An 18393-nucleotide genomic window follows, 5' to 3' on the forward strand; every position below is an offset into this window, starting at 1 on the left:
ATGGTAGTGTGGGGTTTCCCCATGTGAGAGTAGGTCATCGTCAAGATTAAATTCCAGAACCCCATTTGCGAAAGCAGATGGGGTTTTGTTTTGGGCGGGTGAAAAGTTTGAACACTCACCAGGCCCTCAGTCCTCTACGCTCCCATCAAAACCCTTGCTCTCTGATCAGTTCTATCAACGCTCTAAGCCCCGCCGGAACGTGTCGTCTTCCTGGATAGTAGAGGCGCAGCTTATCGAGCGGTGGGGTCCAATCCTCCAGCACACGCACTAGCGTCCCTGCGGCGAGGTCTGAAGCCGCGTGCCACTCCGTCAAATAAGTCAGCCCCATGCCTGCTCTGGCTGCTTGCGCCATCAGCGTAGAGTTATCAAGTGTCAACGAACCCTGCACATCCACAGATATGGCTTCGCCATGCCGTTCGAACTCCCAGCGATAAATCGCACCACTCGGCATTCTGCTACGAATGCATTCATGGCTGATCAGATCCAGGGGCGATTTTGGGACAGGCCGATTGGCAAAGTAGGCAGGGCTGCCCAGCACCGCAAAACGCTGCGCAGGACTGATGTCTACGGCGATCATGTCCTGCGCAATGCTGTCGCCCAGACGAATGCCTGCATCGAACCCTTGGGCGACGATATCGATCAGACGCCCCTCCGTGACAATATCCAGCTTCATCTGCGGATAGCGCCGCGCGTATTCCAGTAGCAGAGGCATCACCTGCTTGGCTGCGCCAGCCGAGGTGTTCAGCCGCAGTGTGCCGCTGGGTGCGGCCTGACGATTTCCTGCCTGCTCCAGTGCCACCCGGATCGTCGAAATAGCCGGAGTGATTGTGCTGACAAACTCCGCTCCCACCTCCGACAGCGACACGCTGCGCGTCGTACGATTGAACAGCCGTACACCTAGCCGAGCCTCTAGCCCGGCAATGGAGTGGCTGAGTGCGGAAGTCGAGACATTCAACTCTGTCGCCGCTGCCCGAAAGCTGCGATGACGCGCAACTGCCAGTACCGCCTCCAACTCATTCAGTCCCGAGGTGTTCATTGTCCTGTATCGCTCATCAAGTCATGCTGTTTTGTACAGATTATCAGGCCAATCATAGTGGCATACCGTAGGGCATACCAACTGAGTTCCTTGGAGGTCCCATGCATCAGATCAACCAGATCTATATCAACGGCCAATTCGTGACGCCCCATGGCGAAGAGCTATACGATCTCTTCAATCCCGCCACCGCCCAATGTATCGGTCAGGTTCGCTTGGCCGACGAGCAAGATGCGATCACCGCGATCCATGCCGCAAAGCAAGCGTTCCCCGAATACGCTCGCACCACAAAAGCGGTACGAATCGACTATCTCAAACGCATGCACGCTGCCGTTGCGTCCATAGAGTCAGAACTCACTGATGCGATCATCGAAGAGTATGGCGCCCCAGTGTCCCGGGCGGTCTGGATGGCCAAACATGCCGCGAGTGTCCTGCTGGACGCGGCAACCGTGCTGCAAGACTACGGATTCACCCAGCGTATCGGCATTGCCGAAGTGACAATGCAACCCCTGGGTGTCGCCGGCCTCATCACGCCTTGGAACAGCAACGCCGGTTTCATTTGCGGCAAACTCGCGGCCGCGCTGGCCGCCGGCTGTACGGCGGTGATCAAACCCAGTGAGATGAGCGCCCTGCAAACCGCCATCGTGACACGAGCCTTGCACGAAGCGGGTTTGCCGCCGGGTGTCTTCAATATCGTGACTGGACGCGGCGAAACCGTCGGCGCCGTACTCAGCACACATCCGGATATCGCCAAGGTTTCGTTTACCGGCTCGACAGCCGTGGGTAAGCAAATCCTGCGTGCCGGCGCTGAGACCCTGAAACGCATCACCCTCGAGTTGGGAGGAAAGTCGCCGGTGCTGGTGCTTGACGATGCGGACCTGAAAGAAGCCATCCCCATGGCGCTTCAGGCCGGCTTCATGAACAGCGGCCAAGCGTGCATTGCTGGCAGCCGAATCCTCGTACCCGCTCATCGGCTGGAAGAAGTCGAGGCGCTGATCGTCGAGGAAGTCGCTGCGATCCGTGCGGGAGAGCCCCGCGACCCAACCACCAGCGTCGGCCCCATGGTCAGTCTCAAACAATGGCAGCGGGTCCAGCGATACATCCAGCTCGGCTTGGAGGAGGGCGCTCACCTGCTGGCTGGCGGTCCAGGCCTGCCGGACGACATTGAGTCCGGCTGGTTTGTGCGACCTACCGTATTCAGTCGAGTGACTAATCAGATGACCATTGCCCGTGAAGAAATTTTTGGCCCGGTGCTGTCGATCATTACCTACAGCGATGAGGCCGAAGCCCTGAGCATCGCCAACGATACGCCCTACGGGTTACAGGCGTACATTCTGTCCTCCGACCCCCATCGAGCCCGCACATTGGGCGCTCAAATCGAGGCAGGTCGCGTGTTGATCAACACCCTGGCTCACGAACCGTTTGCGCCGTTCGGTGGTTTCAAGCAATCGGGCATTGGCCGTGAATATGGCACTTTTGGCCTGGAAGCCTTTTTGGAGCCAAAATCGGTTTTGTCTTGATGAAATAAACGTCCTCCAGCCTGCCGTTGGGGAAATCGATGCAAAGTGTTTCTGCATTTTTGGTATGGTGCAGCACATTTTCACAGGGATTGATTCTTCACCCGCAGGATGCGGCGTCGACCTTCTTCAACGAGATGCTGTAGAAATGCCTGAACCCATACCGATCAAGGACCACGAAAAAGAATACCGCCTGGTCAACAAGCGCCTGTTTGCCTGCGCATTGCTGGTGGTGGGCATTACCTGCGCCCTGGTGGGGCGCATGTACTTCCTGCAGGTCGTGCAGTTTGACTATCACTCCACGATTTCTGAAAACAATCGTGTTCACGTACTGCCCATCACGCCGACCCGCGGGCTGATCTATGACCGCAACGGCGTGGTGCTGGCCGACAACCGCCCCAGCTACAACCTGACGATCACCCGTGAGCGCACCACGGACCTCAACGGTGAACTGGATGCCATCGTCAATTTGCTGCATTTGCCTGCCGAAGACCGCGCGGTCTTCGACAAGGCGCTCAAGCAGGCACGCCACCCCTTTGTGCCGGTGACACTGTTTTACGAACTGACCGAAGAACAGATCGCGCTACTGGCCGTGAACGAGTTCCGCCTGCCTGGCGTCGACGTCGAGCCACAGTTTGTGCGGCACTATCCATTGGGGGCGCATTTCGCCCATTCCATCGGCTACGTGGGGCGGATCAACGAAAAAGAATCCAAGGCCCTCGACTCGGTTGAATACCGTGGCACCCAGTCCATTGGCAAGACCGGTATCGAGCGCTTTTACGAGTCCGAACTGCACGGCCATGTGGGTTATGAAGAGGTCGAGACCAACGCCCAGGGCCGTGTGCTGCGCGTGCTCAAGCACACCGACCCGATTCCCGGCAAAAACATTGTGTTGAGCCTTGACGTCAAACTCCAGGAAGCTGCTGAAGAAGCCTTGGGCGATCGCCGTGGCTCAGTGGTCGCACTCGACCCGCAAACTGGCGAAGTGCTGGCCATGGTCAGCAAGCCGAGCTTCGACCCGAACCTGTTCGTTACCGGTATCAGCTTCAAGGAATACGCCGCGCTGCACGACTCCATCGACCGGCCGCTGTTCAACCGCGTCCTGCGCGGGCTCTATGCGCCAGGTTCGACCATCAAGCCAGAAGTGGCCATCGCCGGCCTCGACAGCGGTGTCGTAACCGCTCAGACCCGGGTGTTCGACCCCGGTTACTACCAACTGCCCGATTTTGACCACAAATACCGCAACTGGAACCACAGCGGCGACGGTTGGGTAGATATGGACGCAGCGATCATGCGCTCCAACGACACCTACTTCTACGACCTGGCCCACAAGCTAGGCATCGACCGCCTGCACGACTACCTCGCCGAGTTCGGTCTGGGTCAGAAAGTCTCGCTGGACATGTTCGAGGAGTCCGCTGGCCTGATGCCTTCCCAGGCATGGAAACGTGCGACCCGCCGCCAACCCTGGTTCCCCGGTGAAACCGTGATCCTCGGAATCGGCCAAGGTTATATGCAGGTCACTCCGCTGCAACTGGCCCAGGCTACCGCGCTGATCGCCAACAAGGGCGTGTGGAACCGACCGCGCCTGGCCAAGACGATCAATGGCGTGCCGCCGGTGGACGAAAACCCGATGCCCAACGTGGTTCTCAAGAATCCGCGTGATTGGGAGCAGGTCAACCATGGCATGCAGTTGGTGATGCACGATCCGCGGGGTATTGCCCGTGCCGCGGCGCAAGGCGCGCAGTACCGTATCGCTGGCAAGAGTGGTACCGCGCAAGTGGTGGCGATCAAACAGGGCGAGCGCTACAACCGCGACAAAACCCTGGAACGCCATCGTGACAACGCCTTGTTCGTCGGTTTTGCCCCTGCCGAACACCCGAAGATCGTGATCTCGGTGATGATCGAAAACGGCGAGGCCGGTGGCCGCGTGGCGGGCCCGGTGGTGCGGCAAATCATGGACGCCTGGCTGCTCGACCAAGAGGGGCATCTGAAGCCGCAATACGCAACCCCAGCCAAGGCGCCCGGTGATCCGCGCGTCTGAAGCGACAACCCGAGTGTGCCGTGAAGAGTTGCGCATTGTTCGATGTCGCCTACTGTCAATGGAGGAGGTGACTTATGCACGTATTGGATCGCATAGAACGAAAAGTCCTGCTCAACGCGCCACGTAAACAGGTCTGGGAAGCACTGGTCGATGCCGAGCGGTTCGGCAACTGGTTCGGCATCGCCCTTGAGGGCAAACACTTTGTGGCGGGGGAAACACTTGAGGCACCGATCACTTATCCCGGTTACGAGCATGTGATCTGGAAGGCAAAGATCGAGCGGATCCTGCCGCAAACCCTGTTCTCTTTCCGCTGGCATCCGTTTGCAGTAGAGAAGGGTGTCGATTACGACAAAGAAACACCCACCTTGGTGGAGTTCACGATTGAAGACCGTTCACCGGGCATTTTGCTGCGGGTAGTCGAGTCCGGGTTTGACGCCGTACCCGAAGCTCGACGGCAAAAAGCGTTCAAGATGAATTCCCGAGGCTGGGATGAACAGATGGGCAACATCGAAAACTACCTGAGCCAGGCTCGTCAGGCCTGAAGAGCGGCAGCCTTGGCTGCCGCCCATCCACCCTTAGAAGTCCACCGTTGCCGAAAACTTCGCCACGCGCGGGTCGCCTTGGCTCAGGAAGCCACCCTGGGCCGATTCCCAGTACTTCTCGTTAGCGACGTTTTCGACCGTTGCACCCAGGGTGACGTCACGCTGGGCGACCTTGAAGTTGTAGCGTGCGCCCACGTCGAAACGGTTCCACGTCGGTAGGCTCAGGTTGTTGGCCGCGTCGGCATACTGGCCGCCGGTACGCAGCATGCGTCCGTTGAGCGTCACGCCTTGCAGGCCCGGCACATCCCAGTCCACCCCGGCATTGAGCTGGAAGGAGGGCACGCCGATGGCGCGGTTGCCGTCGTTGGCGCCGTTCTGGGTGTCCTTGAGTTCGGTCTTCATCACGGTCACACCGCCGAGCAAACGCAGGCCGCTGACCGGTTCGCCGAAGACGTTGAACTCCACGCCCTTGTTTATCTGCTGACCTTCACGCACATAGCGCGCGGTGTTGGCGTCGATCACTTCGGTGTAGCCGGCGCCGGGCTGTTCGATACGGTACACACCCAGCGTCGCGCCGTAGGTACCCATGTCCACTTTCACGCCGGCTTCGATCTGCTTGGAACGTGCCGGCGCATAGGCCTGGCCGCCGCCGATGACTGTGCGGGTGCCCGAGTTGATCGGCGAAGTGGGGCCCTGGGCCAGCCCTTCGATGCGGTTCGCATACAGGGACACATGTTCCCACGGCTTGAACACAAGGCCATAGACCGGCGTGGTGATCGACTCGTCATAGTTGGCTGTACGGGTGCCGCTCATGTAGTTGTAGCCCTGCACCACCATCTGCTGGCGGCGGGCGCCAACGGTGACCAGCAGGCGGTCATCGAACAAGCCCAGTGTGTCGGACACCGCCAGGCTGCGCACGAAGGTCTTGCCGGTGATGGTCGGGTCGCTGAAGTCGGTACCCGGCGTATTGCGCGGGTTGTTCAAGGCCGGTGGCGCACCGGTCACCGGGTTGTAGATATTGGTCGCGGTGCGTCCACTGGCGAACACATAAGCATTGCGCGCCTGGGTCCAGATGCCCGCCAGGCCGACATTCAGGCGATGGCTGACCTGCCCGGTCTGGAACTTGCCGTTCAGACCGCCCATCACGCTGCTGTTGTCTTCTTCGTGGGCAATGGTCGAGCCGCTGGCCTGGGCATTGCCGAAATTGTCGGTCAGGGTCACCGATGAGTAACGGCCCATTTCGCGGGTATGCTTGGCGCCGGCCGCCGCGTAAGCGGTCCAGTTGTCGTTCAGGTCGTACTCGGCGCGGAGCATGCCCAGCGTGTCTTCCAGGCTGGTACTGCTCCAGCTCGGCGCGTAATTGGTATCGGCTGATGGCGCATCCGGTACGTGGGTGGCGGTACCGAGGAAGACGGAGTTGCGTCCGCCGTTGATACGCTGCTTCTGATACACAAAATCACTGGACAGGCGCAACGCATCGCCACGGTAGTCCAGGCCGACTGCGAACAGCTTCGAACGCTGGCTCTCGTCATCGATGCCGGTATCGCCTTCGCGCTGGGAAATGTTCACCCGTGCGCCAAACCGATTGTCCTCACCGAAGCGCTGACCAAGGTCCAGATGCTCGCCTACCCGGCCATCGCTGCTGATGTCGGTGCTGAAACGACGCAATGGCACATCGTCAGCGCGTTTGGCTTGCAGGTTCACACCACCGCCAATGCCCGAGCCGGTGGGGGTGACGCCGTTGATGAAAGCGTTGGGGCCCTTGAACACCTCGACCCGCTCCAGTGCGTCAGTGGAGATGATCTGACGCGGCAGGATGCCGTACAGGCCGTTAAAGGAAATGTCGTCGCCGTTCAGTGGCAGGCCGCGAATCATGAAGGTCTGGGCCTGGTTGGCGAAGCCCGACGCCTGGCGTACGGACGAGTCGTTGAGCAGCACATCGCCGACGGTTTCGGCTTGCTGGTCGCGAATCAGCTTTTCGGTATAGGAGGACATGCTGAACGGCACATCCATGATGTCCTGATTGCCCAGCACGCCCAATTGCGCACCGCGTGCCACCTGACCGCCGGCGTATACCGGGGGCAGGGCATTGGGCGCAGGGGCTTCGGCGTTGATGCTGGTGGCGCCCAATTCCAGGGTGTTGCCATCCTGACGGTTGTTCGCATCCTGCGCAGTGGTGGGGCTTGCGGCATGAGCGGCAACGCTCAGGGAGCAGCAAAGGGCGAGCAGGGTCGGGCGAAACGGCACATCGAATGGGCTACGGGCGAACATGGTCGATCCTGTGGGAAAAAGGGCAACAAATGTTGCGCGTCCTCACTGCGCGGATACGACTCCGATGCAAATGATAGTAATTATTATTAACGACCTGCAACAATTATTTATCGTGACGGTCTGCGTGCGCGTATTGCCGAGTAGAATCTCGTCCTGAAAGCGATTCCTGAGGTGCGGTACGGTGGATTTACAGCAGGGTTTTGTCCTGACCCGGCATTGGCGCGATACCCCGGCGGGCACGGAGGTCAGTTTCTGGCTGGCTACCGACCAAGGGCCAAGGTGCATCCGCCTACCCGTACAAACCTCGGTGGTGTTCATTCCCGAAGCCCATCGCAAACCGCTGGGTTGGCTGCTCAAGGACGAACGCGACATCGAACTGCGCCCCCTGCAGTTGTGCGACTTCCATCACCGCCCGGTGCTGGGCCTCTACGCCCGCCAACATCGCCAACTCATGGACGTGGAAAAACGCCTGCGCGCCGCCGGTGTCGACGTCTACGAAGGCGACGTGCGTCCGCCCGAGCGCTACATGATGGAACGCTTCATCACCGCCCCCGTGTGGTTTGGCGGCACATCTGCTGCCGACGGCGTGTTGCTGGAGGCGCAGATGAAACCGGCGCCCGACTACCGCCCCTCGCTCAAGCTGGTGTCCCTCGACATCGAAACCACCGCCAAGGGGGAGTTGTATTCCATCGCCCTCGAAGGTTGCGGCGAGCGCCAGGTATACATGCTCGGGCCGCCGAACAAGGCCGATGCCGTCGACTTCAAGCTCGACTACTGCGACACCCGCGCCCAACTGCTCGAACGTCTCAACCAATGGATCGCCACGCATGACCCCGATGCAATCATCGGCTGGAATCTGGTGCAGTTCGACCTGCGGGTGCTCCACGAACATGCCCAGCGTCTCAATGTGCCGCTGCTGCTCGGGCGCGGCGCCGAGCCGATGGCCTGGCGTGAGCATGGCAGCCGCAACCATTATTTCGCCGCGGCGGCGGGGCGCTTGATCATCGACGGTATCGAGGCCTTGCGCTCGGCCACCTGGAGCTTCGAATCCTTCAGCCTCGAAAACGTCGCGCAAACCCTGCTGGGCGAAGGCAAGGACATCTCCACACCGTACCAACGCATGGACGAAATCAATCGCATGTTCGCCGAGGACAAGCCGGCCCTGGCGCGCTACAACCTCAAGGACTGCGAGCTGGTCACGCGCATCTTCGAAAAGACCGAGTTGCTCACGTTCTTGCTCGAACGTGCCAGCGTCACCGGGTTGCCGGCCGACCGCAGCGGTGGCTCCGTCGCCGCGTTCACCCACCTGTACATGCCGCTGATGCACCGCCAGGGCTTCGTCGCGCCGAACCTGGGAGACAAACCGCCCCAGGCCAGCCCCGGTGGATTCGTCATGGACTCGCGTCCCGGCCTTTACGAGTCGGTGCTGGTGCTGGATTACAAAAGCCTCTACCCCTCGATCATCCGCAGCTTCTTGATTGACCCGGTCGGCCTGATCGAAGGCCTCAAGCACCCCGACGACGCGGAGTCGGTGGAAGGCTTTCGCGGTGCGCGCTTCTCCCGTACCCGGCATTGTCTGCCGTCCATCGTTGCGCGGGTTGCCGAAGGCCGCGAAATGGCCAAGCGCGACCACAACGCGCCGTTGTCCCAGGCGTTGAAGATCATCATGAATGCCTTTTATGGCGTACTCGGTTCCAGCGGCTGCCGTTTCTTCGACACACGGCTGGCCTCGTCGATCACCATGCGTGGCCATCAGATCATGCGCCAGACCCGCCAGTTGGTCGAAGCCCAAGGCTATGAAGTGATCTATGGCGACACCGACTCCACCTTCGTCTGGCTCGGCAGTGCCCATTCCCAGGAAGACGCCAATCGCATCGGTCAGGGCCTGGTGCAACACGTCAACGACTGGTGGCGCGAGCACCTGCAACGCGATTTCGGCCTGCAAAGCGCCCTGGAGCTGCAATATGAAACCCACTTCACGCGCTTCCTGATGCCGACCATCCGCGGTGCCGAGGAGGGCAGCAAAAAGCGTTATGCCGGCCTGGTAGTGCGCAGCGATGGCCGTGAAGACATGGTCTACAAAGGCCTGGAAACCGTACGCAGCGACTGGTCGCCCCTGGCCCGGCAATTCCAGCAGGAGCTGTATCAGCGCATCTTTCATCGCCAGCCCCACCAGGACTACGTGCGTGACTACGTGCGGCGCACCCTCAGTGGCGAATTCGACGAGCTGTTGATCTACCGCAAACGCCTGCGCCGCCAACTGGACGACTACGAGCGCAACGTCCCGCCCCATGTGCGCGCCGCGCGCCTGGCCGACGACTACAACGACCGCCTGGGCCGGCCACGCCAATACCAGCGTGGCGGCTGGATCAGTTACGTGATGACCGTCAACGGTCCGGAACCGTTGGAAGTGCGCCAGGCGCCGATCGACTACGACCACTACGTCACCCGCCAATTGCAGCCGGTGGCCGATGCGATTCTGCCTTTCGTGAATGACGACTTCAGCACGCTGGTCGGTGGGCAAATGGGCCTGTTCTGAAACGGCTTGCCAGCACCGGCCAAGAGCCTGCACTCTAGGCCACTGACGACCCTCAGACGGCGCAGCCTCCATGACCCAGATCACCCTGACCGGCACCACGGTCGAACTCCTGCCCCTGCAACGGGAACACGCCACCGCCTTGCTCGACGCCGCCGCCGATGGCCAACTGTGGAACCTCAAGGTCACCAACGTACCGGGCCCGGACACCGTCGATCAATACATCGATACCGCCCTGGCCGGACGCGACGCCGGCACGGTGATCCCGTTCACCATCGTGCGCCGCGACACCGGCCAGGTGGTCGGCAGCACGCGGTTCTGGAAGGTCGACCGGGTCAATCGCAAGCTGGAAATCGGCCATACCTGGCTGGCGGCATCCACGCAGAAATCCTCGATCAACACCGAAGCCAAGCTCCTGCTGCTGACCCATGCCTTCGAAGTACTCGACTGCGTGCGCGTGCAATTCACCACCGACGAACTCAACGAAAAATCCCGCGCCGCGATCCTGCGCCTCGGCGCCGTGCAGGAAGGCATTGTGCGCCACGAACGCATCATGCCCGATGGCCGCAAGCGCAACTCGGTGCGCTTCAGCATCATCGATTCGGAATGGCCGCAGGTGAAGGCCCACTTGCAGGCCAAACTGCAACGCTAGGAGGAAGTGCCCATGTACACGCTCTATGGCATCGACGAGTCTGGCTCCTGCATGATCGAAATCGCCCTGCAGCGTTGCGGGGTGCCGTGGCGGAGGGTCGACGCCAGCTCCTGGGCCACGGGGGAGGGCAGTGACGAACTCGCCCGCATCAACCCGCTCAAACAGGTGCCGACGCTGGTCACGCCCAATGGCCAGGTGCTGACTGAAAGCGCGGCGATTCTGATTCATCTGGGCCTGGAATACCCGTCTTCCGAACTGCTGGCCGGCAACCGCGCGCAGATCCTGCGCGGCCTGGTGTACATCGCCGCCAATTGCTATTCGGCCATCGGCATCATCGACTACCCGCAGCGCTGGTTGGGCAATGTCAATGAGACGGTGCAGACGCAACTGGTCACCGGCACGCGGCGCTATCTGCACCAGGCCTGGGTGGTTTTCGCCGACCAGTTTGCCGAGCAGCTGTTTGCCCCCGGTGGAGCACCGAATGCCCTGGGCATCATGGCGGCGGCGGTGTCGCGCTGGGATGAGGCGCGGGACGCCTTGAACGGCCTGGCGCCCGGCTTTGCCCAGAGCCTGGCGCAAGTGGACGCCGATGCCCTGGTGGCCCCCGTGTTTGCGCGGCATTGGCCGGAATGGAAGGTCTCATGATGTTTCCGCAATCAGAAGAAACAATGACCCGTGAACCCTGCCAACCCCTTGCGCAGCGGGCGTCCTGACCTACGCTTTCTTAAAGTGGTGTAGGAATCATCCTTGAATTTGACTGTCGCAGACATGAAACTCAAGAACCCTGCACGGAATTCAAAGGAGGTGTGCATGCTCATCCGGTCGCTGACCCTGGCTACCTTGATGGCTTTTACGGGGCCGCTGTTGGCCGCGGATGATATCAACCCGCTCAAGCAGGATTTGGGCAAAGCCCGGCCGCTGGTGGTGGTGGAGCTTGATTCCGGTAACGACACCCTGGCGACCCTCAAGAAACAGCTCGACGAGCCTGCCAACAAACAATCCTTTGAAGAACGCAGCATGGTGTTCTACACCGTGAAGTTCGGCAGCATCGGTGCCGAGGGCGAGAAGTTCGCCAAGGACCCCAAAGACAGCAAGAAACTCACCCCTCCGGAAACCAACGCACTGATCCGCGCCCTCAAGCTGGGAGCCGGCAGCGGGACCAAAGTGATCCTGGTGGGCAAGGACGGCGAGAAGAAAGTCGAGAAGACCGTGCCGCCGGATACCCTCGACCTCAAGGCCTTTTTCAGCGCCATCGACCAGATGCCCCAGGCTGAAAAAGACCTGGCCGCGCCGGCCGAACCTGAACCCGCCGCAGCGGCTCCTGCGCCGGCCAAGGGCGCCAAAGCAGGCAAACACCCGACCAAGCCCGCCCCCCAACAACTCGACGACTGAACCACTCTTTTTGTGGTGAGCGGGCTTGTCGAATCGTCGCACCGCCCGCGCTGGTCTGCGCAGCAGACCCAAACCCAGACAACGCGGTACACCTGGAAGAACGCATGGGTTCGAATGGGGCCGCTTCGCAGCCCAGCGCAGGGCAAGCCTGCTCACTACAAGGTCGGTGGCGTTCAGCGAGTATCAGCGCGTTTCCTGGGATTTTTTACGCACCGGAAACGGAAAATAGAAAAACCGCAGAAACGCCACCCGCTTGATCACTTCCCCGATCAACAACGGCACCACCACCGCCACCACCAGACCGACACAGGCCGCCAGGAACGCATGCAGGCCCAGACGCTCCATCAGGTCGAAGGTCTTGTGCTGGATCTCACCGTGGAAAATCAGCAGGATCAGCGTCGACTGGCCGATATAGGTCATCGCCCGGGTGACCAGCGCCGACACCATCAGTACCCGTGCCAGCGCCCAGCACGCGTACACGCCAATCACCGCCAGCAGGCTGGTCCACAACCAGTGATCATAGCGACGCTGCGCCAGGTCCATGGTGTCCCAGGTCGGAATGAACACCGCCGCAAACGCCAGCACCGCGATCACCAGCATCAGCCATGAACCCGGATGGGTGCGCAACCAGTCGCGCAACAGGTAGCCAACGATGAAATAGGTGCTGCTGATCAGCGTGATATCCAGGCTGAACGGCAACCCCGGCAGCACCCAGGTGTGCTCACCGAACGTCACCGGCAGTTGCCAGAACATCGGCAGCACCCAGATTCCGACCAGCAGTTGCACGCCCACCACCAGCAGGCTGGCCCACAGCGGCAGCTTCAGGCGCTGGATCAACCGCAGCATCACCCAACTCAACAGAATCGCCACCCAGAAGTGCGGCAGGAACCACATGGCCTGCCACGGGATGGTGTCCACCGAGGCATACAACACGCCACCGATGTCGGGCAACAAAGGCTGGCCGCGCAGGATGGCGCGCACGGTCACGTACAGCAGCATGGTGAAGAAAAACGGCTTGAGCAGACCATCGGCCTTGCGTATCGCCATTTCCACGAACGGTTGCTCGGGCTTGAAGAACACCCCGGACAAAAAGAAAAACAACGGCAGGATGAACGACGCCAGAATCGGGTACATCAGGTCCGGGGACGTGGCGACGAACCAACTGTGGGCATACACGATCACCAGGATGCCGATGCCTTTGGCGATATCCATTTGAATCCAGCGATTTTTCACCTGACCTCTCCCAAACGATCATTCAAGCCTTGCGCCAGGGTTTCAGCCACAGGCCCATCCCCAGCAACACGACGGCGCCGGCCAGGGTGCTCAGACCCAGTTGCAGCCACACGCCTTCAATTCGAAACAACACCCAAGCCGCCAGGCCCATCAGCAATGCGCTGAGCAGCCATTGCCGCGCCCAGGGCAGGGCGTCCAGCAAGGCCTGGCGCTGCATCAGCAACAGCGCGGTGCAGATCACTCCCGCCAGCGCCGCCAGCGGGATACCGGCCAGGCCAAACACAAAGGGCAGGGCGCCGAGCAACAGCACGTTGACCAGGCTGCCCAGCAACTCGCAGCGCAGCGGCTGGCGCGTATCCCCGGCGGCGTAGGCGTAGCGCGCGAGCAAGGCGTTCCACGCGCCGAACACCAGCGGCACGGCAAACCACGCCAGCAGCAGCGGCAGCGGCGAGTCCGCCGATTGCTTGGGCAGCAGCAAGGCCACCAGGCTCGGTGCCGCCGCCACCAGCCCGACGCCGGCGGGCAGGGTCAGCACGCTGGCGGTTTCCAGGCCGCGTTTGAGCAGGGCCAGGCGCTCATCGCCCTGGCGTCGGCTCATCATGCCCAGCAACACCTGGTTGAGGCTCATCAGGGCAATCAGCGGCAGGTTCATCAACTTGCGCGCCAGGTTCACCCAGGTCACCGCGCCTTCCCCCAGCAGCGAGGCCACCAACCGCTCGATAAGGGCCAGACCCTGGCTGGCGCCGTTGCTCAGCAAGAGCGGCCCGATACGCTGACCCAGCTCCCGCAACGGTGCGAACGTCCATTGCCAGTGCCACGGGCGCCAGCCCTGGCGCCACACCGACGGCAGCAGCGCCAGCGGCATCAACAGGCTGCCGGCCAGGCAGGCCAGGGCGAGTGCATGGGGCTGCGTGGCGGTGCCGGCCAGGGCGAGGTAAGTCACCGGCGGCAGGTTGAACAGCAGCGAGCCCAGGCCCGCCAGCACAAAGCGCTCGCTGGCCTGCAACGGGATACTGAACAGTGCATGCAACATCAGGCCAGGCACGCACCAGGCCACGATCTGCAAGTTACTGCCGGCCAGTTCCGTGGCGCTGGCCGCGAGACCGGGGCCGAGCACCTGCACCAGCCAGGGCGCGAGCAGCGTCAGCAGCCCACTGGTCACCAGGGCGATCAGCAACAATGTCGGGAACAATACCGCCAGCCAGCCCAGGCGCTCGCCGTCCTTGCGTTCCAGGTACAGCGGCAGCGCGGCGGCGCTCAGTACACCGCCGGCCAGGGACATGCGCAATGCTTCGGGCAGGAACAACGCAATCAGGAATGCATCACTGCGCTCGCCCGCCCCCCACGCGGCCACCAGCAACCATTCACGCGCGAACCCCAGGCACAGGCCCAGCAGGGTCGCCACGGTCAGCCAGGCGGCGGAACCGAGCATGGTCAGGGCCGCACGCCATTAACCAGCGGCTTGCGATACACCACGGTCTTGACCTGCGGCAGGCGCGCCGCAAACAGCCGGCGTGCCTCCAGCACATTGATCCCCACCATCATCCAGAACAGCGCCACCATCACCACGGCAAAACTGAAGTAGTGATCGAACAGGCCGCTGACCAGCGCCGCAAGAATCCCGGCGGTACTGCCCAGCCACAAGGCGTTGTCCTTGGTCAGGCGGATCGGGCCTTTTTCCGGACGCGCCTCGCGCCACCAGCGCACGGTCACCGCGACGAACAGCAACATGCCGACGATGCCGGTCTTGTAGATGAAGTTCAGCCACAGGTTGGAAATGCCCAGCAAGTGCGTGCCCGGCACCGGCGGGTCGACCTTGAAGCCGATGCCGAACGGGTAGGCCGCCACGGCCTGCGGGAACATGCGGTATTCATCGAAGCGCACTTCGGTACTGGCGTTGCTCGACGAAAAGATCGTCGCCAGGCGCTCCTGCAACGGCGGGTACGCCATCACCAGCGCCACGGTCAGCGCGGCGCCGATCATCAGCAGGCGACCGGTATAAGGCACGCGGCGCGTGGCCAGCCAGATCAGCACCAACGCCAGGCTGACCATCGCCCCCCGGCTGCTCGCCAGCAGCAACGCCGCCGCCCCCAGGCACGCCACACCCAGGCCCAGCGCGCGTTTCCAGCCCTGTTCGGTCATGCCGAAACAGAACGCCAGCGGTAGCAACAAAGCCATGATCCCGCCGATGGCGTTCGGGTGCATCCACGGCGAGCCCATGCGCGACGACATCGCTTCCAGGCCGAATTTGAGCATGTCGAAGTTGCCGTAGTTGAGCAGCGCCAGCACCGGCGCGATACCGGCGCCGGAGCGAGTGCGCACGAACACGGCGATCGACAGCACCAGCATTGCCAGGCTGCCCAGCAGCAGCGCGATCACCAGGGATTCGCGGTGCCTGCGCTCCTCCAGCAGTTTGGCGCAGAGGAACACCGACGACAGGCTCAGCAACCAGCGCAGCCAGTTGGCCACGCCGCTGGTCTCGGCTTGAATGGTGACCTGCCCGACAATGAACGGGAACACGCTGAACAGCATCAGCCACAGCAGCATCTGGTCGGTGGGGCGACGGGTAAGGCTCGGCGTGTCGGGCAGGCGTGCGAGGAAGTTATGCCACAACACCGCGCCCCAGGTCAGGGCCAGGATGGCTTCGCTGACGGTACTGCGGATCCCCAGGTTGATGGTCGAGTACGGCATGAACGTGGCGACCAGCGCAAACAGCAACAGGCCCCAGAGCGGAAAGCGCAGGATGGTCACCGCGGCCGCCAGGCCAATCACCGCCAGAAATGCCTTGGCCGGTGACAACGCCAGCGCGAGGGCGCCGAGCAGCAGGCCGAACAGGATTGCGACGAGGCTTGCCAGGGATAGTCTCACTTCAGTTCCTCGATCAATTCGGCCAGACGCTGGCGATAAGCGTGCGGGTTGTAGCGTTCGGCCCACTGCCGGCGTTGTTCGGGCGACGTCTCATCGGCGTGCTCGGCCAGGCCGAGCATCAGTTGCACCAGCGCCGGGCCATCGGTGGGCGAAAAACGCGGTGCCGAGGGCGGGGTGATTTCATCCAGCGAAGTGCCGCTGGCCACGGCCACCGGCGTGCCCACGCTCAATGCTTCGATCACCGGCAAGCCGAAGCCCTCGGCATAGGACGGCTGCCACAGCCGCGAAGCCTGTCGATACAGCGCATGCAACTCGGCGTCCGACACACCGCTCAACGCGCGAATCCCCGGCAGTGCGCGCTGGGCCTCGGGCAAGTGGTCCAGGCTACCGACCATCACCAGTTCCGGCACCGCAGGCGACTGTCGGCGTGCCTGCTGCCAGGCGTCGACGAAGAACGGCACGTTCTTGCGCAGCTCACGGGTGCCCACCAGCAACCAGTAATGCGGCGGCAGTTGGCGTGCAGTCAGGTCCGCGGCCAGCTCGACAAACCCGTCGACCTGGTTGGGCAGCACGCGCACCTTGCCCGCCGCCTTGGGAAACAGCCGCACGGTTTCATCGGCGCTGTACTGCGACGGCGTCCATACGCGGTCGGCACTGTGCACCGCGTAGGCAATCGACAGGCGATCACTGGTCTTGTAGATCAGCGCCTTCAAACGGTTGGCATGGTAGTTGTTCAAGGTGATCTGAAACAGGTCATGCAACAGCACCACCGTACGCAAGCCTTTCGGCTTTGGCGGCAACGGCAGGCCCATGTTGAAGGTGCTGATGTACAGATCGATCTGGTGTTCGCGCAAGGCGCGGGGCAAAAAACCGGCTTCGAAACGCAGGCGGTTCTGCGGCTGGTGCATGGCCGTCTTGGCACAGCCCCAGTCCGGGCAGTGGGCGTGCAAACGGGTTTCATCGCCCAGCGGTGCCACGGTAAAACGCTGCAGTTCGACGTCGGGCAACGTGTGCAAGGCCGCTTCCAGCGCATATACCTGGCGGCTGATGCCCGATTGCGGCGAAGTGCCGACGGCGCGGTAGTCCAGGCCTATACGCATGCGGGCTCCTTGTGATTGAGCGGGGAAAGGCTGGCGTACACCTGTTCCAGCTGGCTGGCGGCGACACTCCAGTCATGGGCGCGGCGCACATAAGCGCGGCCCGCTTCACCCATGGGCGCGGCGGCGTCGGGGAACTGCAACAGGCGTACCACCGCATCCGCGAGGCTGGCGGCAGTCTGGCCGCCGAGATAGTCCAGGCCTTCCACCAGCTCCAGGCCCGACACGCCTTGTGCGGTGCTGGCCAATGGCAGGCCGGCGGCCAGGGCTTCGAGTACCTTGAGCTTGGAACCGCCACCGTGGCGCAGCGGCGCCAGGAACACCGAACTGCTCGATTGCAGGTTCAACAGGTTCGGCACAAAGCCTTGCCATTCGATGCGCGGGTCCTGCCAGCGCTCACGCCAGCTGTCCGGCATGCCGAAGCCACACACGCTCATGCGCGCTTCCGGACAGCGCTCCCAGACCTTGGGCAGGATCTCGTCCAGCGCCCATTCGATGGCGTCCACATTGGGCGCGTATTCGTAATTGCCGAGGAACAGCACGCGCCGCGTCGACGGGTCCGGACGCGCGCCGGCGAAGTGTGCGCAGTCCACGCCATTGACCACCACCGGCACCGGTTTGCCGGCGATGTTCTCCAGGGTTTGCGCATCGGCTTCGGTCACCGCCACCACCTGCGCAGCCTGGCGCATCACGCGGCGCTCCCAACGTTGGTAGCGCCATTGATCGTAGCGGATGAACGGCAGCGCCCACCCTGGCAAGCGGTCGTAGGTGGCGGCGCCGAGGGATGATTCGACGTTGTGCTCGGTCAGCACAAAGGGCTGGGATTTGTCCGCCAACGTTTTCTCGTACGGCTGGAAGCTATAGGTGTGTTCGATCTGCACCACGTCCCACGGCTCGTCGAGCAACCGAGTGAAGCGGTCTTCCAATGCCGCCGACAGGCCGTTCACGCTGGCCAGCAGCGGATAGGGCGCAAACAGCCCGGCCAGCACGGTCTTGACGCTGCGCAAGGGCCGGCGCGGCAGGACGATCAATTGTTCGAGAAACGCCTCCAGCACCTGGCGGTCGGCGGGGGACACCGGGTGTTTGTCATGCAGCAGCAACGTGATCCGGTGCCCACGCGCCGCCAGGCTGCGCAGCAGATGAAACTGGCGCGTCTTGCCGCCGCTGGTGGCGGGCCAGGGCGAATAGGGCAGGATCCATAAAATGCGCAT

14 protein-coding genes are annotated in these 18393 nt (G+C 62.2%); 7 read left to right on the forward strand and 7 right to left on the reverse strand.

Going from position 1 to position 18393, the window contains the following annotated elements; all coding sequences use genetic code 11:
• Positions 1-145 precede the first annotated feature (145 nt).
• On the reverse strand, positions 146-1036 hold the full coding sequence (locus ACW9IN_RS09165) for a LysR substrate-binding domain-containing protein (protein ID WP_457365580.1): 891 nt from the start codon (positions 1034-1036) through the stop codon (positions 146-148).
• A gap of 101 nt (positions 1037-1137) precedes the next feature.
• On the opposite strand from ACW9IN_RS09165, the gene ACW9IN_RS09170 reads away from it, so the two are divergent.
• The 3 genes from ACW9IN_RS09170 to ACW9IN_RS09180 all read left to right on the forward strand — a co-directional run bounded on the left by ACW9IN_RS09170 (position 1138) and on the right by ACW9IN_RS09180 (position 5133).
• Complete coding sequence (locus ACW9IN_RS09170; RefSeq protein WP_457365581.1) at positions 1138-2553, forward strand: aldehyde dehydrogenase family protein; 1416 nt, start codon at positions 1138-1140, stop codon at positions 2551-2553.
• 145 nt (positions 2554-2698) lie between these two features.
• Positions 2699-4591 (forward strand): penicillin-binding protein 2, encoded by a 1893-nt coding sequence (gene mrdA, locus ACW9IN_RS09175; RefSeq protein ID WP_457365582.1) that lies wholly within the window; start codon positions 2699-2701, stop codon positions 4589-4591.
• Between the two features lie 74 nt (positions 4592-4665).
• A complete protein-coding gene (locus ACW9IN_RS09180) occupies positions 4666-5133 on the forward strand; it encodes an SRPBCC family protein (RefSeq protein WP_457365583.1) in 468 nt (155 codons plus the stop codon).
• A 33-nt stretch (positions 5134-5166) separates the two neighbouring features.
• Here ACW9IN_RS09180 and ACW9IN_RS09185 read toward each other — a convergent pair whose 3' ends face one another.
• Positions 5167-7404, reverse strand: coding sequence for a TonB-dependent receptor (locus ACW9IN_RS09185; protein WP_457365584.1), 2238 nt, complete (start codon positions 7402-7404; stop codon positions 5167-5169).
• A 181-nt stretch (positions 7405-7585) separates the two neighbouring features.
• On the opposite strand from ACW9IN_RS09185, the gene ACW9IN_RS09190 reads away from it, so the two are divergent.
• From ACW9IN_RS09190 to ACW9IN_RS09205, 4 genes are all read left to right on the forward strand, one after another.
• Positions 7586-9943 (forward strand): DNA polymerase II, encoded by a 2358-nt coding sequence (locus tag ACW9IN_RS09190; protein WP_457365585.1) that lies wholly within the window; start codon positions 7586-7588, stop codon positions 9941-9943.
• A gap of 70 nt (positions 9944-10013) precedes the next feature.
• Positions 10014-10592 (forward strand): GNAT family N-acetyltransferase, encoded by a 579-nt coding sequence (locus tag ACW9IN_RS09195; protein WP_457365586.1) that lies wholly within the window; start codon positions 10014-10016, stop codon positions 10590-10592.
• Between the two features lie 12 nt (positions 10593-10604).
• The gene (locus tag ACW9IN_RS09200; protein WP_457365587.1) at positions 10605-11237 is read left to right on the forward strand and encodes a glutathione S-transferase N-terminal domain-containing protein; all 633 of its coding nucleotides are present in this window, start codon (positions 10605-10607) and stop codon (positions 11235-11237) included.
• 165 nt (positions 11238-11402) lie between these two features.
• Positions 11403-11984, forward strand: a complete 582-nt coding sequence (locus ACW9IN_RS09205) for a DUF4174 domain-containing protein (protein WP_457365588.1) — start codon at positions 11403-11405, stop codon at positions 11982-11984.
• A gap of 183 nt (positions 11985-12167) precedes the next feature.
• Here ACW9IN_RS09205 and ACW9IN_RS09210 read toward each other — a convergent pair whose 3' ends face one another.
• From ACW9IN_RS09210 to ACW9IN_RS09230, 5 genes are read right to left on the reverse strand one after another with little or no spacing between them, the layout of a single operon-like run.
• Positions 12168-13196, reverse strand: a complete 1029-nt coding sequence (locus tag ACW9IN_RS09210) for an acyltransferase family protein (RefSeq protein WP_457365589.1) — start codon at positions 13194-13196, stop codon at positions 12168-12170.
• Between the two features lie 43 nt (positions 13197-13239).
• Positions 13240-14649, reverse strand: a complete 1410-nt coding sequence (gene murJ / locus ACW9IN_RS09215; RefSeq protein ID WP_457365590.1) for a murein biosynthesis integral membrane protein MurJ — start codon at positions 14647-14649, stop codon at positions 13240-13242.
• A 2-nt stretch (positions 14650-14651) separates the two neighbouring features.
• Positions 14652-16085: an O-antigen ligase family protein gene (locus ACW9IN_RS09220; RefSeq protein WP_457365591.1), complete on the reverse strand. Its 1434-nt coding sequence runs from the start codon at positions 16083-16085 to the stop codon at positions 14652-14654.
• Positions 16082-17185, reverse strand: a complete 1104-nt coding sequence (locus ACW9IN_RS09225) for a glycosyltransferase family 4 protein (RefSeq protein ID WP_457365592.1) — start codon at positions 17183-17185, stop codon at positions 16082-16084. The genes ACW9IN_RS09220 and ACW9IN_RS09225 overlap by 4 nt, the downstream gene beginning before the upstream one ends.
• On the reverse strand, positions 17176-18393 hold the full coding sequence (locus ACW9IN_RS09230) for a glycosyltransferase family 4 protein (protein WP_457365593.1): 1218 nt from the start codon (positions 18391-18393) through the stop codon (positions 17176-17178). Before ACW9IN_RS09230 ends, ACW9IN_RS09225 begins: the two co-directional genes overlap by 10 nt.

This window comes from Pseudomonas sp. SDO5271_S396 (assembly GCF_054071795.1).